General features: G+C 31.4%; 26 protein-coding genes. 14 read left to right on the top strand and 12 right to left on the bottom strand.

What is annotated here, in order from left to right:
• Positions 1-28: 28 nt before the first annotated feature.
• The 10 genes from kynU to ACKTST_RS08575 all read left to right on the top strand — a co-directional run bounded on the left by kynU (position 29) and on the right by ACKTST_RS08575 (position 8,719).
• Positions 29-1,288 (top strand): kynureninase, encoded by a 1,260-nt coding sequence (gene kynU, locus ACKTST_RS08620; protein ID WP_408047358.1) that lies wholly within the window; start codon positions 29-31, stop codon positions 1,286-1,288.
• 1 nt (position 1,289) lies between these two features.
• Positions 1,290-1,613 (top strand): hypothetical protein, encoded by a 324-nt coding sequence (locus ACKTST_RS08615; protein WP_408047357.1) that lies wholly within the window; start codon positions 1,290-1,292, stop codon positions 1,611-1,613.
• A complete protein-coding gene (locus tag ACKTST_RS08610; RefSeq protein WP_408047356.1) occupies positions 1,597-2,994 on the top strand; it encodes an FAD-dependent oxidoreductase in 1,398 nt (465 codons plus the stop codon). The genes ACKTST_RS08615 and ACKTST_RS08610 overlap by 17 nt, the downstream gene beginning before the upstream one ends.
• Positions 2,994-3,518: a DUF1697 domain-containing protein gene (locus ACKTST_RS08605; RefSeq protein WP_408047355.1), complete on the top strand. Its 525-nt coding sequence runs from the start codon at positions 2,994-2,996 to the stop codon at positions 3,516-3,518. Before ACKTST_RS08610 ends, ACKTST_RS08605 begins: the two co-directional genes overlap by 1 nt.
• A gap of 90 nt (positions 3,519-3,608) precedes the next feature.
• Positions 3,609-4,022, top strand: coding sequence for a RidA family protein (locus tag ACKTST_RS08600; RefSeq protein ID WP_408047354.1), 414 nt, complete (start codon positions 3,609-3,611; stop codon positions 4,020-4,022).
• Positions 4,023-4,673, top strand: a complete 651-nt coding sequence (locus tag ACKTST_RS08595; protein ID WP_408047353.1) for a hypothetical protein — start codon at positions 4,023-4,025, stop codon at positions 4,671-4,673.
• 3 nt (positions 4,674-4,676) lie between these two features.
• On the top strand, positions 4,677-6,119 hold the full coding sequence (locus ACKTST_RS08590; RefSeq protein WP_408047352.1) for an aldehyde dehydrogenase: 1,443 nt from the start codon (positions 4,677-4,679) through the stop codon (positions 6,117-6,119).
• A 76-nt stretch (positions 6,120-6,195) separates the two neighbouring features.
• Positions 6,196-6,972, top strand: a complete 777-nt coding sequence (locus ACKTST_RS08585) for an SDR family oxidoreductase (RefSeq protein WP_408047351.1) — start codon at positions 6,196-6,198, stop codon at positions 6,970-6,972.
• Between the two features lie 113 nt (positions 6,973-7,085).
• Entirely contained in the window at positions 7,086-7,613 is a 528-nt protein-coding gene (locus tag ACKTST_RS08580; RefSeq protein ID WP_408047350.1) for a 3-hydroxyanthranilate 3,4-dioxygenase, read from the top strand.
• Between the two features lie 20 nt (positions 7,614-7,633).
• Positions 7,634-8,719: an amidohydrolase family protein gene (locus tag ACKTST_RS08575; protein WP_408047349.1), complete on the top strand. Its 1,086-nt coding sequence runs from the start codon at positions 7,634-7,636 to the stop codon at positions 8,717-8,719.
• Positions 8,720-8,768: 49 nt separating this feature from the next.
• Here the strand turns inward: ACKTST_RS08575 and ACKTST_RS08570 are convergent, their stop codons facing one another.
• The 10 genes from ACKTST_RS08570 to rsfS form a co-directional block, all read right to left on the bottom strand.
• Positions 8,769-10,166, bottom strand: a complete 1,398-nt coding sequence (locus tag ACKTST_RS08570; protein WP_408047348.1) for a TolC family protein — start codon at positions 10,164-10,166, stop codon at positions 8,769-8,771.
• Positions 10,166-11,527 carry an HlyD family secretion protein gene (locus ACKTST_RS08565; protein WP_408047347.1) on the bottom strand — a complete coding sequence of 454 codons (1,362 nt, stop codon included), beginning with the start codon at positions 11,525-11,527 and terminating at the stop codon, positions 10,166-10,168. Before ACKTST_RS08565 ends, ACKTST_RS08570 begins: the two co-directional genes overlap by 1 nt.
• A 5-nt stretch (positions 11,528-11,532) precedes the next feature.
• On the bottom strand, positions 11,533-13,203 hold the full coding sequence (locus ACKTST_RS08560) for a peptidase domain-containing ABC transporter (RefSeq protein ID WP_408047346.1): 1,671 nt from the start codon (positions 13,201-13,203) through the stop codon (positions 11,533-11,535).
• Positions 13,193-13,873: a TetR/AcrR family transcriptional regulator gene (locus ACKTST_RS08555; RefSeq protein ID WP_408047345.1), complete on the bottom strand. Its 681-nt coding sequence runs from the start codon at positions 13,871-13,873 to the stop codon at positions 13,193-13,195. The genes ACKTST_RS08560 and ACKTST_RS08555 overlap by 11 nt, the downstream gene beginning before the upstream one ends.
• Positions 13,874-14,024: 151 nt before the next feature.
• Entirely contained in the window at positions 14,025-14,654 is a 630-nt protein-coding gene (locus ACKTST_RS08550) for a YceI family protein (RefSeq protein WP_408047344.1), read from the bottom strand.
• Positions 14,655-14,659: 5 nt separating this feature from the next.
• Positions 14,660-14,917, bottom strand: a complete 258-nt coding sequence (locus ACKTST_RS08545) for an acyl-CoA-binding protein (RefSeq protein ID WP_408047343.1) — start codon at positions 14,915-14,917, stop codon at positions 14,660-14,662.
• 29 nt (positions 14,918-14,946) lie between these two features.
• Positions 14,947-15,741, bottom strand: a complete 795-nt coding sequence (locus ACKTST_RS08540) for a phosphatidate cytidylyltransferase (protein ID WP_408047342.1) — start codon at positions 15,739-15,741, stop codon at positions 14,947-14,949.
• 3 nt (positions 15,742-15,744) lie between these two features.
• On the bottom strand, positions 15,745-16,332 hold the full coding sequence (locus ACKTST_RS08535; protein WP_408047341.1) for a hypothetical protein: 588 nt from the start codon (positions 16,330-16,332) through the stop codon (positions 15,745-15,747).
• A 12-nt stretch (positions 16,333-16,344) separates the two neighbouring features.
• Positions 16,345-18,270: an ATP-dependent zinc metalloprotease FtsH gene (ftsH, locus tag ACKTST_RS08530; RefSeq protein ID WP_408047340.1), complete on the bottom strand. Its 1,926-nt coding sequence runs from the start codon at positions 18,268-18,270 to the stop codon at positions 16,345-16,347.
• Between the two features lie 24 nt (positions 18,271-18,294).
• Positions 18,295-18,663 (bottom strand): ribosome silencing factor, encoded by a 369-nt coding sequence (gene rsfS, locus ACKTST_RS08525; protein WP_408047339.1) that lies wholly within the window; start codon positions 18,661-18,663, stop codon positions 18,295-18,297.
• Between the two features lie 86 nt (positions 18,664-18,749).
• On the opposite strand from rsfS, the gene ACKTST_RS08520 reads away from it, so the two are divergent.
• Positions 18,750-19,487 carry a biotin--[acetyl-CoA-carboxylase] ligase gene (locus ACKTST_RS08520; RefSeq protein WP_408047338.1) on the top strand — a complete coding sequence of 246 codons (738 nt, stop codon included), beginning with the start codon at positions 18,750-18,752 and terminating at the stop codon, positions 19,485-19,487.
• Here ACKTST_RS08520 and ACKTST_RS08515 read toward each other — a convergent pair.
• Positions 19,482-19,871 carry an SRPBCC family protein gene (locus tag ACKTST_RS08515; RefSeq protein WP_408047337.1) on the bottom strand — a complete coding sequence of 130 codons (390 nt, stop codon included), beginning with the start codon at positions 19,869-19,871 and terminating at the stop codon, positions 19,482-19,484. The genes ACKTST_RS08520 and ACKTST_RS08515 overlap by 6 nt on opposite strands.
• Before the next feature lie 9 nt (positions 19,872-19,880).
• Positions 19,881-20,531 (bottom strand): orotate phosphoribosyltransferase, encoded by a 651-nt coding sequence (gene pyrE / locus ACKTST_RS08510; RefSeq protein WP_408047336.1) that lies wholly within the window; start codon positions 20,529-20,531, stop codon positions 19,881-19,883.
• Positions 20,532-20,538: 7 nt separating this feature from the next.
• Between pyrE and ACKTST_RS08505 the strand changes: the two genes are divergently transcribed.
• The 3 genes from ACKTST_RS08505 (at position 20,539) to ACKTST_RS08495 (ending at position 26,156) form a co-directional block, all read left to right on the top strand.
• Positions 20,539-21,147, top strand: a complete 609-nt coding sequence (locus ACKTST_RS08505; RefSeq protein WP_408047335.1) for an NUDIX hydrolase — start codon at positions 20,539-20,541, stop codon at positions 21,145-21,147.
• Between the two features lie 134 nt (positions 21,148-21,281).
• Entirely contained in the window at positions 21,282-23,186 is a 1,905-nt protein-coding gene (dnaK, locus tag ACKTST_RS08500) for a molecular chaperone DnaK (protein ID WP_408047334.1), read from the top strand.
• Between the two features lie 84 nt (positions 23,187-23,270).
• Entirely contained in the window at positions 23,271-26,156 is a 2,886-nt protein-coding gene (locus ACKTST_RS08495; RefSeq protein ID WP_408047333.1) for a sensor histidine kinase, read from the top strand.
• The last annotated feature ends 85 nt before the right edge of the window (positions 26,157-26,241 follow it).

Below are 26,241 nucleotides of genomic sequence, written 5' to 3'. Positions count from 1 at the left end.
TAGAAAGGTTTTTTTGAAACAAAACAGCATGTATAAAGCAACATTAGCATACGCACAACAATTAGATAAAGAAGATAAATTATCGTATTTACGAGAACAGTTTCATATTCCGAAAGATAAACAAGGGAATGATTGGTTGTATTTTACAGGAAACTCGTTAGGGTTACAACCAAAGCAAACACAACAATACATTCAACAAGAATTAGATGATTGGGCTAAGTTTGGAGTTGAAGGACATTTTGAAGCTAAAAATCCATGGATGCCATATCATGAGTTTTTAACAGAAAAAATGGCAAAAATTGTCGGAGCAAAACCATTAGAAGTCGTGGTGATGAATACACTTACTACGAATCTTCATTTGTTAATGGTGTCTTTTTATCAGCCAACAAAAGCAAAATATAAAATTGTTATTGAAAGTGATGCTTTTCCTTCAGATAGATATGCGGTACAGTCACAATTAAAATTTCACGGATTTGATCCAGAAAAAGGCTTAATAGAATGGAAACCAAGAGCAGGAGAGGAATTATTACGAATAGAAGATTTAGAGCAAATCGTTTCAGAGCAAGGAGATGAAATTGCGTTGTTACTAATAGGTGGTGTAAACTATTATACAGGGCAATATTTAGATTTGAAACGCATTGCAGAAATAGGGCATGCTAAAAACTGTATGGTTGGAATCGATTTAGCTCACGGAGCAGGAAATATTTCTCCAAAATTACACGACAGCGGAGTAGATTTTGCAGCTTGGTGTACTTATAAATATTTAAATTCAGGTCCAGGGAGTTTAGCAGGATTGTTCGTGCACGAAAAACATGCATACAATAAAGAGTTGCCTCGTTTTGCTGGTTGGTGGAATCATAATAAAGAAACCCGATTTAATATGCGTCAACCTTTTGATGTAATGGCAGGAGGAGAAGGGTGGCAATTAAGTAATCCGCCAATTTTATCAATGGCAGCGATTAAAGCATCGTTAGATATGTTTGATAAGGTGGGGATGGATGCTCTGCGTCAAAAATCAGAAAAACTAACTGGATATTTTGAATTTTTAATCAATCAGATTGATACGGATAGGATTAAGATAATTACACCGTCAAACCCAAAAGAAAGAGGGTGTCAATTATCTATTCAAGTAAAGAATGCAGATAAAAGTTTACATCAAAACCTAACTGAAAATAATATTATAACCGACTGGAGAGAACCCGATGTTATACGTTGTGCACCAGTGCCAATGTACAATAGTTTTGAAGACGTGTTCAGAATGGTTGAGATTTTAAAAGGATTATTGTAAAATGAAGGGTACATGGAAAACTTTGTTTTGGATTACTCTGATGGTTTTAGTTTTTTCTAATTTGTTTTGGGTTTATCAAATCATTGATTCTGCTGTTGGAAGAAGTTATTATGAAACTAGTTGTAATGAATATGAACGAGATAGAGCAATCTTAATTAAGATAGCTCAATCTAAAGAAGCAAAGGATGATTTGTTAGAGTTTTTGAATAAAAATGATTTGCCTCATGGTTATTTTCCTAAAGGAAATAATTATGTGGTAAGCTTTAGTTCTTTTTCTCTAATTTTTGACAATAAAGGAAAATTAATCGATGAACAAAAAAGATAATATACTAATCATAGGAGCAGGTTTGTGTGGAAGTTTGTTAGCACTTCGTTTGGCACAAAGAGGATATAAAGTTTCGGTGTATGAAAGTAGACCCGATTTAAGAATAACCGATATTTCTGCGGGTCGTTCTATCAACTTAGCATTGTCCGATCGTGGTTTTAAAGCCTTGCGATTGGCTGGGGTTGAAAAAAAAGCAAGAGAGATTTGTATTCCTATGTACGGTCGTTTAATTCATGATATTGAAGGAAATACCTTTGCTTCTAACTATTCAGGAAGAGCGGATGAGTATATCAATTCGATTTCAAGAGGAGATTTAAACGGGATTTTGTTAACCGAAGCAGAAAAGCACGAAAATGTAACCATCCATTTTAATGCAAAATGTACTTCGGTAGATATTGAGAATACGATTGCGCACTTTAAGAGTTATACCACCAAAGAAGAATTTTCTGTAGATGCAGATATAATTTTTGGAACAGACGGGGCAGGTTCTGTACTTAGAAAAAGTTATTATTTAGAAAAGAAATTCTTATTTAGTTATTCTCAAAACTATTTAACACACGGATATAAAGAACTTGAAATTCCTGCTGATAAGAACGGAAAACATCAAATAAGTAAAGATCACTTACATATTTGGCCTCGAGGAAAGTATATGCTAATCGCATTACCTAATTTAGATGGAAGTTTTACCGTAACCTTGTTTTTAGGGCATGAAGAAGGAGAGTATAACTTTAAAGAGTTAGATTCCGAAGAAAAAATTAAAAACTTCTTCCAAAAACAATTCCCAGATGCTTTGGAGTTTATACCAAATATTGCTGAAGAGTTTGCTAACAATCCAACAGGAGCTTTAGGAACGGTAAAATGCTCACCTTGGTACTATAAAGGAAATACCTTGTTGATGGGAGATGCTGCGCATGCGGTTGTGCCTTTTTACGGACAAGGAATGAATGCTTCTTTTGAAGATGTAACGGTATTAGATGAGGTGTTAAACGAACATGAAGGAGATTGGAGTGTTGTTTTTAAAGCATATCAAGAAAGAAGAAAACAAAATGCAGACGCGATTGGAGATTTAGCTGTAGAGAATTATTACGAAATGCGTGATCATGTAGCAAACCCTATTTTTAAAGAGAAACGAAAATTAGAAATGGCATTAGAGGAAAAATTCCCAAATGATTATTTTTCAAAATATTCAATGGTTACTTTTAATGAAAATATTGGGTATCATGAAGCCATGACAAAAGGTAGAGCACAAGATAAAGCTTTGTTAAACATGGTAGCGCATCATGATTTAGATGCAATTTCTGATTTAAACGAAGTGCTTAAAAAAGTACAAGAAGAAACCAATGAGATTTTAGAGGAAGATAAAGTAGCTGGGTTGAAATAATGAATACATATATCGTTTTACTTCGAGGAATTAATGTGTCAGGAAAAAATAAAATTCCGATGGCAGAACTAAGAGCGTTGCTAAACGATTTAAAGTTTCAAGAAGTACAAACATACATTCAAAGTGGAAACATCATTTTAAAATCTGAATTATCTAAAGAAGAAGTTTGTAAGAAAATTAATTTAGGAATTAAAGATAAGTTTGGATTTGATATTCCGGTTTTAGCAAGAACTCCTGAAGAATGGGGAAAAACGATTGAGAAGTATCCTTTTTCAATAGAAAATGAAAAAATAGTAGCGTTTTCATTTTTAAATAAAGTTCCAGAACAAAAAGAACTAGAAGTAAAAGGACTGAACGAAGATCAATATCAAATAGTAGATGATGTAGTGTATTTGTATTGTCCGTCAAGTTTTGCCAATACGAAACTGACAAACAATACTATTGAAAAGAAACTAGCTGTAATAGCTACCACAAGAAATTATAAAACAACAATAAAGTTGCTAGAAATGGCAACAATAAATTAAATCGTCATTACGAGGAGAGAAGCGACGAAGTAATCCTATAAAAGATTGCTTCAACTTTTAAAAGTTTTACAATGACGTTAAAATAATAGTATGGATAGTAAAGTAATCAAAGGAAAAGCAATACCAAGAGGAAAGTTTCCACATGTAAAACAAGTAGGAGATTTCATTTATGTATCAGGAACAAGTTCTCGAAGACCTGATAATTCTTTTGAAGGTGTTGAGGTAGATGAATTTGGAACCACAAATTTAGATATCAAAAAACAAACAAAAGCAGTCATAGAAAATATTCGTGATATTTTACAAGAAGTAGGGGCAGATTTATCTGATATTGTAGATGTAACCTCATTCTTGGTAAATATGAATGATTTTGGAGGATATAACCAAGTATACGCTGAGTATTTCGATTACAATGGACCAACAAGAACAACAGTTGCAGTGCATCAATTACCACACCCACATTTGTTGATTGAGATTAAAGTTGTGGCGTATAAGAAAAGAGAATAGATGAAGAGGTTATTGTTTTTTACATTGTTTTTTCTATCTGTTAAAACTTTTGCTGATGCAGGATATGCTTATCGTTTTTATATAAAAGCAGAAGTTGAACGAAATAAAATTGAAGGGTATTTGTATCATTATAGTTATGAAAAATATGATGAAACAAAAGGTTTTTACAACTATTTAAAAGAAACTTCATATAGAAACGATTTTAAAATTCACAAAAAAATAACAACTATTAATTTAGGCCTTAACTATGATTTTGTAATTAAAGATTCTGATATTAAATTAAGTTTTTCTCAAGTTGAAAATTTAGAGCTAGTTGACTATTTATGTTTTCCATCAGGAGATAGATTGATTGAATTAACTAAAAAAGAGTTTGAATTGATTAGCTGTTTTAAGGTGAGTTATAAAGTAGTTATGACAGAAGGAGAAATTAGTTTTGCAGAGAATTGCTCTTATGTAATAATTAGTTTAAGAGATGTTGATTCTTTAAGTAAAAGAAAAAAAACAGTAAAAAAGTTAATAAACGATAAAATCAAAAAATTGAGGGGTGTAGAAGGAGAAATTGATGGAGGGTATTATAATTACTATAATCAATTAAGAGGGAAACTTTTAGAAGAAAAAATTCTTTTAATTTCAATTTGCTCAGCTTTGTAAATAATGAACATTAAAAACTACATAAACGGACAATTTGTAAACCCAATTCAAAATAATTGGATAGACAATTACAACCCATCTATTGGTGAGGTATACGGACAAATCCCGAACTCTTCCAAAGAAGATGTTGAGTTAGCGTTCGAAGCTGCCAAAGAAGCATTTCCAGCGTGGTCAAATACTACATTAGAAGAAAGAAGCAAGATTTTGTCTAAAATAGCACAGTTAATCCAAGAACGATTACCAGAGTTAGCCAAAGCTGAGGCAATAGATAACGGAAAACCATTGAGTTTAGCAACTGCAATTGATATCCCAAGAGCATCTTCTAATTTTCAGTTTTTTGCCAATGCAATCACGCAGTTTTCTTCAGAAGCACACGAAAGTGTAGGGTTAAACGCGATGAATTTTACCTTACGTCAGTCAATTGGAGTGGTTGGTTGTATTTCTCCATGGAACTTACCGTTGTATTTATTTACATGGAAGATTGCTCCAGCCATTGCAGCGGGAAACTGTGTAGTAGCAAAACCTAGTGAAGTAACTCCGATGACAGCTTATTTGTTGGGTGAAATTTGTAATGAAGCAGGTTTGCCAGAGGGCGTTTTAAACATTGTTCACGGATTAGGAACTACCACAGGTCAAGCCATTGTTGAACATCCGAATATTAAAGCAATATCATTTACAGGAGGAACTACCACAGGAGCACATATAGCTCGTACAGCTGCACCGATGTTTAAGAAATTGTCGTTGGAGTTAGGGGGGAAGAATCCGAACATCATATTTGCAGATTGTGACTATGATAAAATGTTGGCTACTACAGTACGTTCTTCATTTGCTAACCAAGGACAAATTTGTTTATGTGGAAGTAGAATTTTTGTAGAAGAAAGCATCTATGAGCAATTCAAAAAAGATTTTGTTCAGAAAGTATCAGAACTTAAAGTAGGAAACCCATTTGAAGAAGACACTAATGTTGGAGCATTAGTGTCTAAAGAGCATCTACAGAAAGTGAAATCATATATAGATATTACGGAACAAGAAGGAGGTAAGATTCTATATGGAGGTGACAGAGTCAGTATCAAGAATTGTGAGAACGGATACTATTTACAACCGACAATTATTGAAGTGCAAAATAACGATTGTAAACTCAATCAAGAAGAAATATTTGGTCCCGTAGTTACCATTATGTCATTTAAAACAGAAGGAGAGGCGTTGCAAATGGCAAACGATGTAAAATACGGATTGTCAGCTACCTTATGGACAAACAATTTAAATAGAACCATGAGATTAAGTAAACAATTGCACGCAGGAATTGTTTGGGTAAATACATGGTTACTGCGTGATTTACGAACACCCTTTGGCGGACAAAAAGATAGTGGCGTAGGAAGAGAAGGCGGTTTTGAAGCATTACGCTTTTTTACCGAACCAAAGAATGTTTGTATACAATATGAATAAGAACCAAGATGAGAGAACAAAGAAAAAAGACAATTGTCTTGATTCTTGTTTCTTGATTCTTTTATCTAAAAAATAAATGAATTTAGGATTACAACATAAAAACGCATTAGTTTGCGGTAGTACACAAGGTATAGGAAAAGCATCTGCTATACAATTAGCCGAAGAAGGAGCAAATGTAACGTTGATAGCTCGTAATGAAGAAAAGTTAAAAGCAGTTTTAGCAGAGCTACCAAATAATGGACAACAACACAATTATATTGTTGCTGATTTTTCCAATCCGTTAGAATTAAAAGAAAAAGTAGAAGCTTCAAGCTTAAATTTTCATATTTTGATTAATAATACAGGCGGTCCTGCTGGAGGTCCTGTGTTCAACGCACAATTAGACGAGTTTGAAAGAGCGTTTACACAACATTTAAAGTGTAATCATGTGCTGGTACAAGCTATAGTTCCGTTTATGAAAGAAGCAGGATATGGTAGAGTAATCAATATTATATCAACTTCAGTGAAACAACCGTTGGACGGATTAGGGGTTTCGAATACCATTCGTGGTGCAGTAGCTAACTGGAGTAAAACCTTAGCTAACGAATTAGGGCAATTTGGAATTACGGTAAATAATGTGTTACCTGGAGCTACAGCTACCGAGCGTTTATCTGAAATAATCAACAACAAAGCATCAAAAACAGGAAAGTCAATCGAAGAAGTGGCTGAGACCATGAAAAATGCATCTCCTGCAAAACGATTTGCGCAACCTGAAGAAGTTGCGAATGCAGTGGTGTTTTTAGCAAGTGAAAAAGCAAGTTTTATCAATGGAATTAATGTTCCTGTTGATGGAGGTAGAACAAAATCTTTGTAGATTTATAAAGTTTTCGTCATTACGTGGAAGCATGACGAAGTAATCTTTAATTATAATAACAGATTGCCACAGCAAATTTTAAATTGGCTTCGCAATGACAAAACCTAATAAATATGAGCAAACTAGTACAACCTTTAAATTTTAAAAAGTGGATTGATGAGCATCGTCATTTACTAAAACCACCAGTAGGAAATAAACAAGTTTGGGATAATGGTGAGTATATTGTGATGGTTGTTGGAGGTCCTAACAATCGTAAAGATTATCATTACAATGAAACACCAGAATTTTTCTATCAGTTAGAAGGAGATATGGTGCTAAAAATTATTGATGATAAAGGTGAAATGATTGATGTTGAAATTAACGAAGGCGATATTTATTTATTACCAGGAAAAGTACCACACTCACCACAACGTAAAGCAAATACGGTAGGTTTGGTTATTGAATATCCGCGTGATGAAGGTATGATGGATGCTTTAGAGTGGTATTGCGAAAATTGCGGACATCAATTATATCGAGAAGAGTTTGCTTTAGATAATATTGAAACGGATATGCCAATAATTTTCGATAAGTATTATTCTGATAAAGAAAAATGTACCTGTGATAAATGTGGTACAGTGATGGAAGCACCAAACAAAGCATAAATTTTGCAATAGAAACCAAAATGAAAAAACGTAAATTAAGAATAAACGGACATTCACATTTACTGCCTTACCCAGAGCAAATTCCGCAGTTTATGAAAGACAAGGGGATTTTTTGGGTTGATAAGGATAGGAAATTCATGCTACAAAAAGATTGGAGTCGACCAGTAACAGATTCAAGTTTCTTTTTAGATGAAAAGTTAGCATGGATGGAGCATTTTAAAATCGATCACGCGGTGGTGTTGAACTTGTCTCAATTATATGGGAATGGTTTACGCTTGGAAGAAATGAAGCAAGCGTTACGTTTTCAAAACGATTTTAATGCACGTGTGCAGCATGAAAATCCGTCGAAATTCACAACAGGTTTTGTAGTACATCCTGGGTTTGTTCGAGGTGCTTTATGGGAAATAGAGCGTTGTGTTGAGGTATTAGGAATGCGCTTGCTATGTTTGCCTACACATTACATGGATACCATAGGTACTTGGCGTTGTATTTTTGATGAAGAGAACGAACCTATTTTTGAATTAGCTGATAAATACAATTTAGCGGTTGAAATTCATCCGTATGATGGAGAAAAATTCATCAAACTACAAAATACAAGTTGGCGTTTTCACTTAATTTGGATGTTGGCACAATGTGCAGATGCATATCATTTTTTAACATTGAATGGTTATTACGAAAAGTATCCAAATATGCGAGTTTGTTTTGCTCACGGAGGTCAGTTAGCACAAATGAATTTGGGACGTCGTATTCAAGGATTTGATGGTAGACCCGATTTGTTTGAAGGAAAATCACATCCAAGAAAAGCGGTGGGGCATAAAAATATTTTCTTTGATACTTTGGTGCACGATACTGGTTCGTTGGATTTATTGATTAAAAACCAAGGATCAAAACAAGTATTAATTGGTTTAGATGATCCGTATCCGTTAGGAGAAATGGAAAGCGATAAACAATCATCATATCCAGGTAAAATTTTGGATTTAGCGATTGATAGAAAAATTATCACTGAAACCGAAAGAGATGAAATGTGGGAAGATAATGTGTTGCAATGGTTGTTTGGTGAAGATGAAAAAGCTAAAAACGATTTGATTTCAAAAATTTTAAAATAAGTATAAAAAAAACCGAAGCATTAGCCTCGGTTTTTTATTGTTTAAAGAGTTATAGGTTGTTTAAATTACCTAATAATCGTAGTAAATTACCTTTTGTTTTAGCGTATTCAAACTGATTTTTAATCTCTTTTAGTTTACTTTCTATAAGTTTTACTTCTCTATAATTAATCAAAAAAACGGAGCTTTCACCTAAAAAAAACTTACGTTCTTCACTTTTTACAAGGGTAGTGTAATCGTTTACTAAGTTTTTTAAAATGTCGTTTTGTTTTTGATAAGAGTCTATTTCTTGTTCTGTAGCTTTTATTTTGTTTTGTAAAGAAACTTTGGTTGATTCAATTTCAAAATCAATGTCTTGTAATTTAATGTTGGCTAATTTTAAATCTCCTCTCGATTTTCTTAAAAATAAGGGAATGCTAACTTGTAACGAACTTTTATAGTTTGCTGCATCAAAAGCATCAATATTATCTATTTTAGAACTTAAAAAGTTATACTGAAAATCTACTTGTGGAAGCAAGTTGTTTACTTTTAATTGTTTGTTTATTTTTAAGTTTTTCCTTTTAAGATCAAGGAGTTTCATTTTTGGATGATTGCTGAAATCATCAGAAAATAATGTACCTACTGAAGAATTTAAAATCGTATCAATTTTAGAAATCGTATTTGTATCAGGAATCATGTTGTCTTTTAATTCCATAGGAATGTTATTTCCAATCCATAAATAATTAGCCAATTCTAAAGTAGATTTAACATACTTAATTCTTGATTTTTCTAAATCAAGTTCTCTGTTTTTTAAATTAATATTAGCCTCTAAGGTATCAACAGCAGGTTTGTCTCCGGCTTTAAAACTTTTAATTACGTTTTTTAATCGCGTATCTGCATTCGTATAATAATCGTTGTAGACTTCGTAACTTTGATAGTATTGCAACCATTGTAAATAGGTTGTAATAGCATCGAACAGAATATCATTTACAGCTAATTGTTGTTCAAGCTTCCCTTGTTTTACATAGAGTTTAGCTTGCTTTAAAGTAGCCATTCTTTTATTCATGAATAAATTTTTGGCTAACGAAACAGAAACTCCAGCACTGTATAAACCGTTTTCAGGAGTATTGAACTCAGGATTTAAATATTGACCAGAATTGTTTTCATAACTTCCTTTTAATTCAATTCCATACCAAGTAGGTATTTTAAAAGTTGAATTTAGTTTATTGTAATATTCGGTTTCTTTAAACTGTTTTTTGTTGTGGTCAACTTCAATTTTTGGGTCAAAAGCACCTCTAGCTTTTAATAGTTTAGCTTCGTTAGTACTTGTGATAAGTTCTGCTTGTTTTATAACAGGATGAAACTTTTTTACATAGCCTATATATTCCTCTAAACTTAATGTGGTTGTTAAGTTGTTTTGAGAAAATGAAGTTATAGTCAGAAATAAAAATAAAAGGTATAATTTTTTCATTACTTCTCTTTCTTAGATTTATCATTATCACTTTTACTTTCTGGTTGATAAAAGTTAGGAGGGAAGCTGTTTAGCTGTCTCCACAGCTCAAACCAAATAGGTACATTTTCTAACATGGCAATAGTTTTTGCGCCAGAGCCAACTCTAATAGCTTTTGGCCAAGGCTCATCGTTAGAATTTGGTACAATTAATACGCGATATTTACCATTACTACTAATAAAGTTTTCGATAGCAACAATTTTAGCTCCGTAAGTTCCGTAAGACACATTGGGCCAACCACTGAAAACCATTGCAGGCCAACCATCAAACTGAACTCTAACATCTTCATCTATATGAATTAAAGGTAAATCGATAGGTTCAACGTACATTTCTACTGCTAAATCGTAATTAGCAGGCATAATATTTACTAATTGTTCTCCTTCTTTAAATGTTTCTCCAATTCCAGATTTTATTGCCTTGTTAATATAACCATCTTGCGGAGCAGTGATAAATAATAAAGAAGTTCTTTTGTTGTAATTTGCTAAACTAGTTTCTAATTTTGAAACCTGAACGTCGGTATCATAAGCATCAGATTGAGCTGTAAATAGGCTACTTTCAGCTTTAGAAAGTTTGTCAGTGTACGAAGCTTGAATACCGCTAATAGCAAGTTTAGCATTGATTAAATCGTTTTTAGAACTTAAAAACTTGTTTTCTTGAGAAACCAATTTAGCTGACAATTCTTGAAGCTTCGCTTTTTTCTCCTCTACATCTTTAACCGCTTTTAGCCCTTCTTCTTGAAGAGTTTGCGTACGATTAAATTGTGTTTGAGCAATACTCTGTTTTATTTTTACAGCTTCTAAATCAATACTATCACTTTTAACTTTTAAATGAGATTGCTTTAATTTATTTCTAGCTTGCTCTAATTTTAAAACACGCTCGTTTTTAATCGCTGCAATTTGATTTTGCAAAGCATTTATTTTGTTTGTGTAGGCTTTCGCTGATAGGTTTTTAGAATTTAACTGTTTGTCAGTTCTTTCAGCTAATTTTGTGTCAAAATATTCGCTTTTAATTTCTGAAATCCTTAAAATAGTGTCCCCTTTTTTAACGAAATCACCTTCTTGTACAAACCATTCTTCAATTCTACCTGGTATTTGCGATTGCAAAGTTTGCGGACGTTGATTTGGTTTTAAGGTGGTTACTTTACCTGTTGTTGAAATGTTTTGAGTCCATGGTAAAAACAGAATTATTACTAGAATAATTGAAAAGGCTAGCAAAAATTTTTTAAATTTTTTATGATATTCTTTTGTAAATATTTCTTTACCAGAATCAAATTTGCTAAGATCTATATGGTCTGAAACTTTGTTCTTAGATATATTTAGCATGTTGTTTACGATTTAAAGTTTGTAATGCTACCTTTTGATAAGGTTAGTTGTTTGTTACATTTTTCTTTCCAGCTTTCATTACTACTAATGATAATTAAACTCCAAGGGTTTGATGAATCAGTAATATAACTGATGATTTTTTTTGCTTCATCTTTTTCAAATTGATCTAAAGGATCTTCTAAAATCAAAAGTTTCGGATCTTTAATTATCGCTCTTGCTAAAATTAGTTTTTTTGCGATAGTGTAACCTATAAGCTTTCCTTCTGGTTTTATTTCTGTATCAAGACCTTTAGGTTGATGCTTTAAAAATTCCTTTAAACCAACAACTTCAAAAATTTGATATATTTTTTCATCACTTATAGAGCTGCCTCCAAAAGTTATATTTTCTCTGATACTACCTTTAAAAGGAGTTTCTTCGTTTAAAGACATTCCTAAGTGAGTTCTATAACTATTAATTAAAAGACTTTTAAGTGATAGGTCGTTTACAAAAATGTGTCCCGTTGTTGGTTCAAATAAACCAGCTAAAAGTTTGATTAAACTAGATTTTCCTGAGTTACTACTACCTTGAACTAAAATTCTATCGTTTGGATTAATCGTAAACGATATATCTTTTAAAATTGGTGTTTCTTGATTTGGAGTTGAATACGATACATCTTGAAGTTCTATGGTAAAAGGTTTGTCTGTATGAACTTTTGTTCCTTCTTGCGACTCGATAGGTTTATCAACTACTTGACCTAATTTTTCTATAGAAGTTAAAACATCATAGAATGATTCTAAACCTAAAATTAATTTCTCAACTGAGTTTATAATTAATAAAATGATGATTTCAGCAGCGACAAACTGACCGATGTTCATTTGTTGCGTAAGTACTAAAAATCCACCCATAAAGAGTAAGCCAGCAGTAACTATTACTTTAAAACTAATCATTTGTATATATTGCATTACTAATACTTTAAAATGACTTTCTCTCGATTTTAAGTAATCGTTTACTAAAATATCACTCTTTTTTAAAGCTAAATTAGTTTTACCTGAAAGTTTAAAACTAATAATAGTTCTTGCTATTTCTTGTAGCCAGTGTGCAACTTTATATTTGTTTTTAGATTCTTTTAAACTGGTTTCTAACCCTCTTTTTGCTGTATACCTAAATACTACTAAAATTAGCGTAAGAACCAACAATCCGAAGATGATAAAAAATGGATGATAAAACGATAGTAATAATAAAGCAAAGATAATTTGCAATAATGCCGAAGGTATATCAATTAAAATTTTTGATATTCCTTTTTGAATAGTTAGTGTATCGAAAAATCTATTAGCCAATTCTGGCGGATAGTAATTTCGTAATTCACTCATTTTGATTTTTGGAAAACGATAACTAAGTTCAAAAGAAGCTCTAGTGAAGATTCTTTGTAAAATAGTTTCAATAATTCTAAACTGCATTAGTTTTAAAATACCTGCAAAAGCTACACCACCTGTAACTAAAAGTATAAGTACAATCCAAGAAGCCGATACTTGTGCAGCTTGTAATAAGTTTATAATAGCTTGTACTCCTAGAGGAAGAGATAAAGCTACAATACCTTCAAAAATGGCATAATAAGCAATCTGTAATGTGTCTTTTTTTTCGAGAGTTATTAACCCTAAAAAACGTTGCCAAGGAGTTAGTTGATTGTTATCTGTCATTCGTTACTGTTTTTAAAGTTATATCAATAAAAAAAGAAGTAGGAGAGGTTTTGCTATCGCAATTGGTTAAAGATTTAAAATGCTGTTTGTTAAACTCTTGCTGTAGTGCTCCTTCAATAATTGTACTTGCCAGTGTTAATGAATGTTTATAAGAATTGTTATAATTAACTATTATTTCAGCTAAACGTTTTACAACATTTTTATACAATTTAAAAACCCCTTCTTTATTTTCTGTGTCTACTTCTTTGGTTAAATATGATTTAGAGTTTTCGTTGATAATAATCAGGTTTAGTAAAACTTCGTTGATATGAGAGAAATTACTGTCTTGCTCAGTTGTTTTTGTAACAACTTCAATAGCTTTAATTAATTTTTCTTTAGGATTACTAATACTATATGTTTCGATTACTAGTTGATATTGAATCCAACCCCAATACCATGAGGTTAAATAAATTAATAGTTTATGTTTACTTTCAAAATATCGATATATAGAGCTTTCGTTTGACCCGATTAGCTGACCAAGCTTTTTAAAAGTAAAGCTATCAAACCCAATTTCTTCGATAAGAATAATACTGTGTTCAATAATTCTTTTTCCTAAATCTGATGTTTCAGGATCCTTAATATATATTCCTGTAGGAATTTCAATCTTTAAATTTGATAGTAAATTTTTCATTTCTAAAAATTAATATTGCAAATATAATAGTATTACTATTAAACAAGAATGTAAATGTGTTAATTTAATCTTAACATTTTTAGTACACTGTATAAAAACAAAAATTCCAGAGCTATTAACTCTGGAATTTTAAATTATATAGAAAATGTGTTTATTTGAATACAGAAGTAATATTTAACGCTACTTCATCCCAAGTTTTAGAAACTCCGTCTGCGCCTTTGTGTAAATCTTTACAAGCTTCGTTTAATGAGTTTAATGCAGTTTCACCTTGCCAATCAGAGATTTTCATCGTAGCGTTTAAGGCAAATTCTTTTCCGTTTAAACTGTATGAAAAAGGAAGTTTTTTGGTAACTCCATTCATGGTTAAATTTGTGTAACCAATAGAGTCGTTTTCTAAAACTAATTTACCAGATAGTAATTCAGTTTTATCCATTACTCCGAAGAAAAACTTTTTAATTTTAAAATCTCTACTGGTGTCTTTTGTGAAAATACTACTCACAGGAATCGAAAATTCAGCATTATTAATAGCTTCTTTAACTGAATCTCCTTCACCACCAGAAGTAATGTTTACTTTTTGAAACTGACCTTTTACAGGAACTTTTTCTGTAGTTTTATAAGCTATCCATTCTATGGTATTGGTTGCGTCTTGTAAAACAAATGCCTTTTTAGCTTCTTTTACTTCTTCTGTAGTTGTTTCTGTTCCTTTTTTAGCTTCTGATTTACAAGAAATTGCTTGAGATATTGTAAAACAGATAACTAATGAATAGATAATTTTTTTCATGAGGATTATTTTATGATTGAGTTTACTAAGTTAATATATTCTTTTTTGGCTTCCTTTTCTTCCATACCTCTAAGCTGCATCCATGCATTGAACTTAAAAGCATTTCGTAAATCGCTATTATCGTTAAATGTAAATCGATCACCTTTTACAGCTTGTTTATAGTAAGCGTATAAGCGTAGCATAACATCTGGAGGTAATTTTTCCTCCATTTCAGATGCTTTTAGGTAAGCTTCTTTAAATCTTAAATCTAAATCATCTTCCATGGTGTGATCGTAATTATATGTTGTAGCCTTTATAAGATATAATGTATATACAAATATACGAAGGGAGCAAGGAAAAACAAGCTGTCTAAACGATCTAATAAACCGCCATGACCAGGCATAATTGTACCACTATCTTTTATGTTTGCTTGTCTTTTAAATTTTGACTCGACTAAGTCTCCTAAAGAACCAAATATGGCTACTATGATAGCTATGATTACCCAATCTAAAATTGAAAATATACCTGAATACAAACCAATAAAATACCCAGTAATCATTGAAAATACTAATCCGCCAATAAAACCTTCAACAGTTTTTTTAGGTGAAACTTTTTCAAACAATTTTCGCTTTCCGAAGTTTTTACCAACTAAAAAAGCAAAGCTATCATTCGTCCAAATAATTAGAATGATATAAATAATAATATGAGGTTGGTAACTATTATTGATGAAAGGTAAATTCATTAAAAAATAAAAAGGCAAGACTAAATAAATTACCTGTAAGAATACCTTTTGACTGAATTTTTCTGTTTTTATAGGTTTTGTACTTATTAAAAAATATAGTAAAATAACCAATCCAACTAGTGTACATCCTAATAGAAAATCGTTTTGATAGTTATTTTCTCTGTGTAAAGACATGTATACTGTATAAGCTAAGATTATATAGGGAATAAAATTTTTATACTTAAAAATTTTAGAAAGCTCCCAAATACAAAACGTAGCAAAAATAGCTAGTAATCCTATATAAGTTTCTGCTGAAAAAAGAATCGCAGAAATAAATAGTACAGCGTAAACAAGTGCAGAAAGTGTTCTTGTTAAAAGGTTAGACATATCTTAAAGGTCTTCAAAAAGCAGCAAATATAAATCTTTTGTGTTACTGTTACCATAACTTAAAAAATCATCATCTACATCAAACTTGTAATTTCTTACAGAACTGATATTGGTTGGTATATTACCGCTAAAATGTGTTTTAATTCCAGTTAATCCTTCTCCTGTGTTTTTTACCAATTGACTAGTAGTAGCATATACAATAAAATGTTTAGAATGTGCAGCTAGTTTTTGGCTTCCTAATTGATTTGATGAAAATAATATTTCACCTTTATCAGCAATTAAGTGTTCACAAGAAGTGAAAAAAGGGATTGAATCTGAAGGATAATTTTGATTTGTTACATCGACTTTATCTATGATTTTTAATAAATCATAATCGGTACAAGTAACTTTTTTCCAGTTATTCTCTGTTAGAATATTTTTAAGGTTGTTAGTTACTTCTTTGATTGATGTACAGTACAAAAACTTCCCTCCTTTATTAATAAAGTGGTGAACAAAAGAATCATCTAAAGATAAGTAAACCTCTTGTTGTTTGATTACCTTCTCTTTAGATGACTCTTGATATGATTTAAATAATTTCTTGAAAAAATTCATTCAAATAAAAAACTATTCTTCTGTTATTGTTTTAGTTTCTTCTTCTTTTCCAAATGGTCTTTCTCCGAAAATTTTTACTAAATCGTCTTTAAAGATAACTTCTTTTTCAAGTAATAATTCAGCTAACTCAGTTAATTTATCTCTATTACTATCTAAAATATCAATCGCTCTTTTGTATTGATTTTCTATGATTTCAGAAATTTCTTCATCAATTTTCTGAGCAGTAGCATCACTATATGGCTTTACAAAAGCATCATTTCCAGAAGAATCGTAATAAGTAATATTACCAACTTTATCGTTTAATCCGTAAACCGTAACCATAGCACGAGCTTGTTTGGTAACTTTTTCAAGATCACTTAATGCTCCTGTAGAAATCTTATCAAAAATTAATTTTTCAGCAGCTCTACCACCCATGGTAGCACACATTTCATCTAACATTTGCTCTGTTTGAACAATTTTTCTTTCTTCTGGAAGATACCAAGCAGCTCCTAACGATTGCCCACGAGGAACAATAGTTACTTTTACTAATGGAGCAGCGTGTTCTAACATCCAGCTAACCGTTGCGTGTCCCGCTTCATGAAAAGCGATTACTTTCTTTTCTTTTGGTGTGATTACCTTGTTTTTCTTTTCTAAACCTCCAACAATTCTATCAACAGCGTCTAAGAAATCTTGATGTTCAATAGCATCTTTACCTTTTCTTGCAGCGATTAAAGCAGCTTCGTTACAAAGATTTGCTATATCAGCACCCGAGAAACCTGGAGTTTGTTGTGCTAAGAATTCTAAATTAGCATTGTCAGCTAATTTTAAAGGTTTAATATGTACGTCAAAAATTTCTCTACGTTCGTGTAAATCTGGTAAGTCAACATAAATTTGACGATCAAAACGACCTGCACGCATTAAAGCTTTGTCCAATACATCAGCACGGTTAGTAGCAGCTAATACAATAACATTAGTATCGGTACCAAAACCATCCATTTCCGTTAGTAATTGGTTTAAGGTATTTTCACGCTCATCGTTTCCACCAGTCATACTGTTTTTTCCACGAGCGCGTCCAATAGCATCAATTTCATCAATAAAAATGATAGAAGGTGATTTTTGCTGTGCTTGTTTAAATAAGTCACGAACACGTGATGCACCCACACCTACAAACATTTCAACAAAATCTGAACCAGATAGTGAGAAGAACGGCACGCCAGCTTCACCAGCAACAGCTTTTGCTAATAAAGTTTTACCTGTACCTGGAGGACCTACTAATAAAGCTCCTTTAGGAATTTTACCTCCTAATTTGGTGTACTTTTCTGGGCTTTTTAAGAAGTCTACAATTTCTTGAACTTCTTCTTTAGCCCCTTCTAAACCAGCAACATTCTTAAAAGTGGTTTTAACTTTAGTGTTTTCATCAAAAAGTTTTGCTTTCGATTTACCGATGTTAAAAATTTGTCCACCAGCGCCTCCGCCACCACTTGCTCCTGACATCCTTCTCATAAAGAAAAGCCAAATAGCAATTAATAAAATGAACGGAAGAAAGCTGATGATAGTGTCAAACATGCTTGTTCTTTCAACGTTTATCTTATCAAAATCAAGGTTTTTTTCGCTTTTTTCTTTACTAATTTCGTTTTCGAAATTTTGTAAATCTCCGAAATTATAAGTGTAAAGAGGAGTTCCTTTTCTATAAAAAGGATTATCGGTTATTTTTTTGTGCTCTTCCTTTTTCTCAGCTTCAGGTTTTATAAATACCTGAGCAACATTGTTGTTTTCTACAACAATTTTTTGAATATCGTTAGCTTGTAAAATTTTTGTAAACTCATTTTTAGAGATATTACGCGCCCCTAAATTACCAGAATTAAAAAAGCTTAATCCTAGTAAAATAACTAGTATTGGTATGTATATCCAAAATGAATTAAACGTAAATTTTGGCGTATTTTTTTTGTTATCACTCATAAATTAGTGTGTAAAATTTAGCAATTATGCTGGATTAATTTCTGTGATTTTAGCATCGCCCCATAAACTTTCGATGTCATAAAACTCACGTACTTGTTTTTGAAAAATGTGTACAACAACGTTAACATAATCCATTAAAACCCATTCGGCATTACCTACCCCTTCAATATGCCAAGGTTTATCTTTAAGTTCTTTACTCACTATTTTTTGTACCGAACCAGAAATGGCGTTAACTTGTGTGTTAGAATTAGCAGAGCAAACTACAAAATAATCACAAACAGTATTTTCTATTTCTCTTAAATCTAGTAGTTGGATGTTCTCACCTTTTACATCATCAATCCCTTTAATAATCACAGCTAATAGGTCGTCTGTGCTTGCTTGTTTTTTAGTCATTAAAAAATATTAAGTTTTAGCAAAGTTATTATTTTTTTGTGAGTAATTTATGTAATATTGATACTTGTTTTACTCACTAAATTTACATGAAAATAATCAAACTTAATGCCATCGACTCTACCAATACTTTTTTGAAAGATATGCTGTCAAAAATGCCAGTAGAAGATTTTACTGTGGCGGTTGCTAACACGCAAACAGAAGGGAGAGGACAAATGGATTCTGAGTGGGTGGTTGAAAGTGGTAAAAACTTGACTTTTAGTGTGTTTTGTGAAATTTTTGATTTAGATATTTCTAATCATAAATACTTAAATTATTGCGTTTCGATTAGTGTTTTTAAAGCTTTACAAGAATTAAAACTACCTAATTTGTCTGTTAAATGGCCTAACGACATTCTGTCAGGGAATAAGAAGTTAGCAGGTATTTTAATAGAAAACTCTTTGAAAGGGAGTAAAATAAACTCTTCTGTAATTGGAATAGGTATTAATGTAAATCAAGATATTTTTCTTGAAAATTTACCAAATGCTTCTTCAATTAAAAGAATACTTAAGAAAGAGGTTGATTTAGATGTTTTGTTAGAGAGTGTTCTTATTAAGTTACAATTAAATTTAGTGGTTTTAAAAAGAAAAGAATATCATCTATTAGAAGAGGTGTATTTAAAAGTGTTGTATAAAAAAAATGTTCCGACTATGTTTAAAAACAATCAGAACATTTTATTTATGGGTAAAATTATTGGAGTTTCAAAAAATGGAAATCTCCAAATAGAATTAGAAAACGAAACGATTCAAGAATTTGGTTTGAAAGAAGTTTCGTTTGCGAATTTATAATTTTGCTAAATTCTCAGTTAAAGTACCAATAAACTTTGTTAAAGGTGCTTTTACCATCATTGCCATCATTGCGTTAAACTCACCATTAAACTTTAAAGTTACGTTACTTTCATTTTCTGAAACCTCAGTAATATCAGCAGCTAAGGTAAAAGGTAACTTACTACTTGCTGCACCTAAAGTTACATTAGTGTATTCTGTTTTTTCTTTCATTACTAACCTAATTTCTGGCATTCCTTTCAATCCAAAAATAAAGCTATCGCCATCTACTTCAAATTTTTGAGTGTTTTCTGGCATTAATTGCTCGAAGTTTTCTAGTTTAGTTAAAAACTCAAATAAGTCTTTAGATGATTTTTGTACAGTAACTGTATTTCCTTCTATATTCATTTTAATATTTTAATTTTCGTTTTGTTTCCATTTACTAGGTTCTATTCTCCAATCTTCTAAAGTTCGAAGTTCTTCACTAGTAATATATTTACTATCTAAAGCTTGCTCTAATAAGTATTCGTAATTACTTAAAGTAGTAAGCTCTACATGTTCGTTTTTAAAATTTTCGGTAGCAATGTCAAATCCATAAGAAAAAATAGCTACCATACCTTTAACATTAACATGTACTTCTTTTAAAGCTTTAACAGCGTTTAAACTACTTTTTCCTGTACTGATTAAATCTTCTATTACGACAACATTTTGACCACTTTCTATATGACCTTCAATTTGATTTTGTCTACCGTGTTTTTTAGGTTCAGGTCGAACATATACGAAAGGAACCCCTAATTCTTGAGCAACTAGTATGCCAATAGCAATAGCACCAGTAGCTACCCCAGCAATAACATCTGGTTTACCATGTTTTTCTTCAACCAGTTTAGCAATTTCTTGTTTAAGGAAGTTTCTAACAGGAGGATATGATAATGTAATTCTATTATCACAATAAATTGGTGATTTCCAGCCAGAAGCCCAAGTAAATGGTTCTTGAGGGCTTAATTTTATTGCTTTAACTTGCAAAAGAAGTTCGGCAGTTTTTTTTGCTGTATCTTTGTTAAAATCCATGTCGCAAATGTATAAAGTTTTTGTTAATGATAAACCAATAATCTTAACAACTTCAATTAAAAATGAAGAGGATTTTCCTGTTTATATCTACAAAAATACAACTATTGAAGAACTTATCTACAAGTTAAAAGTAGGTAAAATATCAGGTGTTTACTTGTATTCTACGAATCTTTCTGAAAATTGGGAAGAGTTTAGGCAAAAATTCAAAGTAATTGTAGCAGGTGGGGGATTGGTTTTAAACGATAAGAAAGAAGTCTTATTTATTTATAGAGGTAATAAATGGGATTTGCCTAAAGGAAGAATAGAAAAAGATGAACTAATTGAAGAAACTGCTGTAAGAGAAGTAGAAGAAGAATGTGGAATTGAGAATTTAAGTATAGAAAGAAAACTTACGCAAACATACCACCTTTTTATATTTGATAATGAATATCGTTTAAAAGAAACACATTGGTATTTGATGAACTCGAGTTATAAAGGTAAATTAACTCCGCAATTAGAAGAAGGAATTACTGATGTTGCTTTTAAAAATGAAGAATCAACTAAAGAAGCTTTACAAAACACCTATGCAAACATTCAATATGTCTATGATTGCTATCTTGAAACCTTAGATTTGTGACACTCTGTCATAAAAAACAATCAAACTCTTTACTTTTTCTGTCAAAATATAGGTTAAAACCTGTTGGCATACACTTTGACTATTTCTACTCGTAAAATTGAATTTAAAAATTTTAAAAAAGATAAATTAAGATTATGAGTAAAATTATAGGAATAGATTTAGGAACAACTAACTCATGTGTTTCTGTAATGGAAGGAAATGAGCCAGTAGTAATTCCTAATGCAGAAGGAAAAAGAACTACACCATCTATCGTTGCTTTCGTTGAAGGAGGAGAGCGTAAAGTTGGTGATCCAGCTAAGCGTCAAGCAGTAACAAACCCAACAAAAACTGTTTATTCTATTAAGCGTTTTATGGGGAATAAATATTCTGAGTCTGAAAAAGAAGCAGGAAGAGTACCTTACGAAGTAGTTAAAGGAGATAACGATACACCAAGAGTAAAAATTGATGATCGTTTATATACACCGCAAGAAATTTCTGCAATGGTGTTACAAAAAATGAAAAAAACTGCTGAAGATTATTTAGGACAAGGAGTTTCTGAAGCAGTAATTACTGTACCAGCATATTTTAACGATGCACAACGTCAAGCGACTAAAGAAGCTGGTGAAATTGCAGGATTAAAAGTTCGTCGTATTATCAACGAACCAACTGCGGCAGCGTTAGCTTACGGATTAGACAAAGCAAATGATGATAAGAAAATTGTTGTATTTGACTTTGGTGGAGGTACACACGACGTTTCTATCTTAGAATTAGGAGACGGAGTATTTGAAGTATTAGCTACAGATGGAGATACGCACTTAGGTGGAGATGATGTAGATGAGAAAATCATCAATTGGTTAGCTGAAGAATTTAATGCTGAAGAAAATATGGATTTACGTAAAGATCCTATGGCATTACAACGTTTAAAAGAAGCTGCTGAAAAAGCGAAGATTGAATTATCAAGTACAACTTCTACTGAAATTAACTTACCATATATCACTGCTACAGCTAGTGGACCAAAACACTTGGTAAGAACATTAAGTAGAGCGAAGTTTGAGCAATTAATCGATGATTTAGTAAAAAGAACGATTGAGCCATGTCAAACGGCGTTAAAAAATGCTGATTTATCAACTTCTGATATCGATGAGATCATCTTAGTAGGAGGTTCAACTCGTATCCCTGCAATTCAAGAAGCAGTAGAGAAGTTCTTCGGTAAAGCACCAAGTAAAGGTGTAAACCCAGACGAGGTTGTATCGTTAGGAGCAGCAATTCAAGGAGGAGTGTTAACAGGTGATGTAAAAGACGTATTATTATTAGACGTAACACCGTTATCATTAGGAATTGAAACAATGGGTAACGTATTTACAAAGTTAATCGATGCAAATACAACCATTCCAACTAAAAAATCGCAGGTATTCTCTACAGCGGTAGATAACCAACCATCGGTAGATATTCACGTATTACAAGGTGAAAGAGCGATGGCAGCAGATAACAAAACAATTGGTCGTTTCCAATTAACAGATATTCCACCAGCACCAAGAGGAGTTCCTCAAATTGAAGTAACTTTTGATATCGATGCAAACGGAATTATCAACGTATCTGCAGCTGATAAAGCAACAGGGAAAACTCAAAACATCCGTATCGAAGCTTCTTCTGGATTAACAGATGAAGAAATCGAAAAGATGAAAGCTGATGCTGAAGCAAATGCTGATGCCGATGCAAAAGCAAAAGAAACTGCAGAGAAAATTAACGGAGCAGATTCTATGATTTTCCAAACAGAAAAGCAATTAAAAGAGTTTGGTGATAAATTATCAGCAGATAAAAAAGAGCCAATCGAAGCTGCTTTAGAAGAACTAAAGAAAGCTCACGAGTCTAAAGATTTAGACGCTATAGATGCTGCAATGGAAAAAATAAATGAAGCTTGGAAAGTAGCTTCTGAAGAAATGTATGCAGCTCAACAACAAGCTGGTGCAAACGGAGCAGGAGCTGAGCAACAAGCGCAAGGAAATGCTTCTTCTGAAGGAGATAATGTAGAAGATGTTGACTTTGAGGAAGTGAAGTAATCTTCAAAATGAAATAGATAAAAAATCCCGATACTAATTTAGTATCGGGATTTTTATTTTAAAAATATGTAGCTTTGAAACTCAATGAAAAAGATAGCTTATATATTTTGTTTCTTCTGTTTTGCATTCGGATTCACATCCTACGCGCAGCATCCTCTTTATACTCATTTAACTGAAAAAGACGGTCTTCCAGATATTGAATTTTATGATATCGTTGAAGATAAAGAAGGCTTTATATGGTTGGCTGCTGATAAAGGATTGATTCGTTATGACGGAAAAGAATTCAAAAATTATTCACATCCTGAAAAAAGAGGTTTATCGGTTTTTGGGTTAGAATTGGATATTAATAATAGACTTTGGTGTAATAATATATCAGGGCAATTTTTTTATGTAGAAAATGATTCGTTACGATTATTTAAAGATTTAAAAAAAGAAGTTAAAGGGCAGTTAGCTTCTTTCTTGTTTTATAAAGAAAACCTTGTAGTATCTGCAGAAACGGGGGTGTATAGCTTTGACTTAAAAACAAATGATAGAGAAAAGTTATTTGAAAAAAGAGAACTTGGTTACCCATTATTAGTGAAGAATGACACACTATTTAATTTACATGATGATATAATAAAAGCCTCTAAAAAAGATACAGTAGGTATCTTAAAATATGATTTAAAGAAGTACAAGAAATATAGGTTTAACAGAAAAATGATAAGCTCATTCAACGAAAAGTTATTGGTTTATTCGTTCGATACTGATAATAAAAAGAAAAAACCGGTACTGTTGTATGAAATAGGAGGTAAACTAAAGGAAGTTCAGTTACCCAAAGAATTATTAGAAACTGATATAGTGCGCTTTTATGAAAATGAAGATGATTTGTGGATATGTACTCATAACGGAATTTACGTTTACGGATTAAACGGAACAACCTTATTATATAAAAATGTCTATTTTAAGAATAAGGTAATTAGTGGTTTTTTAAAAGATAGAAATAATAATTATTGGATTTCTACCCTTAGAAATGGAGTATACATCATACCAAATTTGCATATAGAGAATTATGAGATAGATGAAGATAAAATGAATATAAGTGCTATGAAAAGTATTGGTAAAGATTCATTAATTCTGGGCTCTACAAAAGGAGATGTTGGTATCGTTAATACTAGTTCAAAAAAAATAAATTTCTTTAAAACGAATTATAAAGACAAAGTATATTCAATATGTAATTATAAGGATAGAGTGTATTTAAGTTTAGGAAGACAATCATTAGTCTACAACAAACAAACTAAAAGAATACATAAAGAAGAATTTTGTAATAATGCTAAGGATTTATCGGTTTTAAATGATGACAATATACTTTATGCAGCACATAGTTCAGCATCAATTATTAATCTTAAAACTAAAGAGAAACATAGTTTAAGAAGAGCCAGATCATATACTACCCATTTCGATAAAGAAAATATGTATGTAGGGTATGTTGATGGGTTAATGAAGTATAATAAGAAGAGAGAAGAATCAAAAATTTTATTCAAAAATAAACCCATTTTCGCTATTGATATTGACGAAACAAATAACGGAATTATATGGGTAGCTACTTTTAAAGATGGTGTAGTTGGTATAAAAGACGGAGTAGCAATTACAAATTATACTACAAAAAACGGACTACTATCTAATCAAATAAATAAAATTAAAGGAGATGGTGAATCTTTATGGATAGCTACCGATAAAGGGCTTCAGGCGTTGAACGTAAATACTCAAAAATTTAAAAACCTTAGTAGAAAAGACGGACTTAGTTCTTTTAATATTTCTGAAATTGTACCGTTGGAAGACAATGTTTTTTTTAGCTCAAATAAAGGTCTTTTTAAAATAGATAAAAACAAAGCATTTAAAAGTAGTAATATTTTTGATTTTTACTTTACATCAATTTTAGTTGATGATAAAGAAGTTCAAGAAAACAAGAGTTATAGTTTAAATCCTCAAAACAAGAAGATACAGTTTAACTTTCATACAAACGGGTATTTGTCTGAAGATAATATCACCTACTATTATAAATTAGAAGAGGCTAATAAAAAAGAAAAATGGAGTATTGTTAGTAAAGGAGTTAATCAAGTTACTTTTAATAATTTGGCAGCTGGAAAATATGTATTTAAACTTAAAGGTGTTCAACATAACGGTAAAAAAGAAACGACTGTAAAAACTATTGAATTAACTGTAAAACCTCCCTTTTATAAAGAATGGTGGTTTATAATGTTGGCGATAGTATCACTCTTTTCTTTTTTATGGGTTTATTTTTCAAATAGAATAAAAAAGTTAAAGATAAAGCAAAGAGAAGCTGTTGAAAAAGAAAGAATGCAAAAACAGTTGGTTGCTTCAAAATTAGAAAGTTTACAGTCGCAAATGAATCCTCATTTTACATTCAATGCGTTAAATTCTATTCAAAATTTAATTTTAAAAGGAGATAAGTTTGAAGCTTATGACTATTTAACAAAATTCTCATTATTAATTAGAGAAAATTTAAATATGAGTAAGAAAAGTTTTGTAACATTTGATGAAGAATTAAAAATGTTAATTAAATATCTCGATTTAGAAAAGCTAAGATTTAGAGATCGTTTCGAGTATGAAGTGGTAATTGTAAATGACATTTCAGATATTAAAATCCCGACAATGATAATACAGCCTTATGTAGAAAATGCTGTTAAACACGGTTTATTGAATAAAGAAGTAGGAGAGAGAAAATTAAAACTAAGTTTTGAAAAAACTGATGTGCTTAGATGTACAGTCGAAGATAATGGTGTGGGAGTTGAAAAAGCGCAAAAAATAAAGGAATCTAAAAATAAAAGTAGAAAATCTTTTTCAACCAGTGCAATTCAAGACCGAATGAAATTTTTAAAAGATTATTATAAAACAGATATTGGGGTAACTTATGAAAAGGTTGAAGTAGGTACTAAAGTAATTATTAAAATACCCTACACTAAACTTTAGGAAGTTATTTATATTAGTTTGGAAGCTTATTGTAAAAAAGAACAAGTGTAAAACTTAGATTTCAAAACTATTAAAAAGCAATGTA

The sequence above is a fragment of the Tenacibaculum crassostreae genome (genome assembly GCF_964512405.1).
Lineage (GTDB): Bacteria > Bacteroidota > Bacteroidia > Flavobacteriales > Flavobacteriaceae > Polaribacter > Polaribacter crassostreae.
Note: the sequence above shows the minus strand (reverse complement) of the source record. Positions and strands in the feature narration are given on the sequence as shown.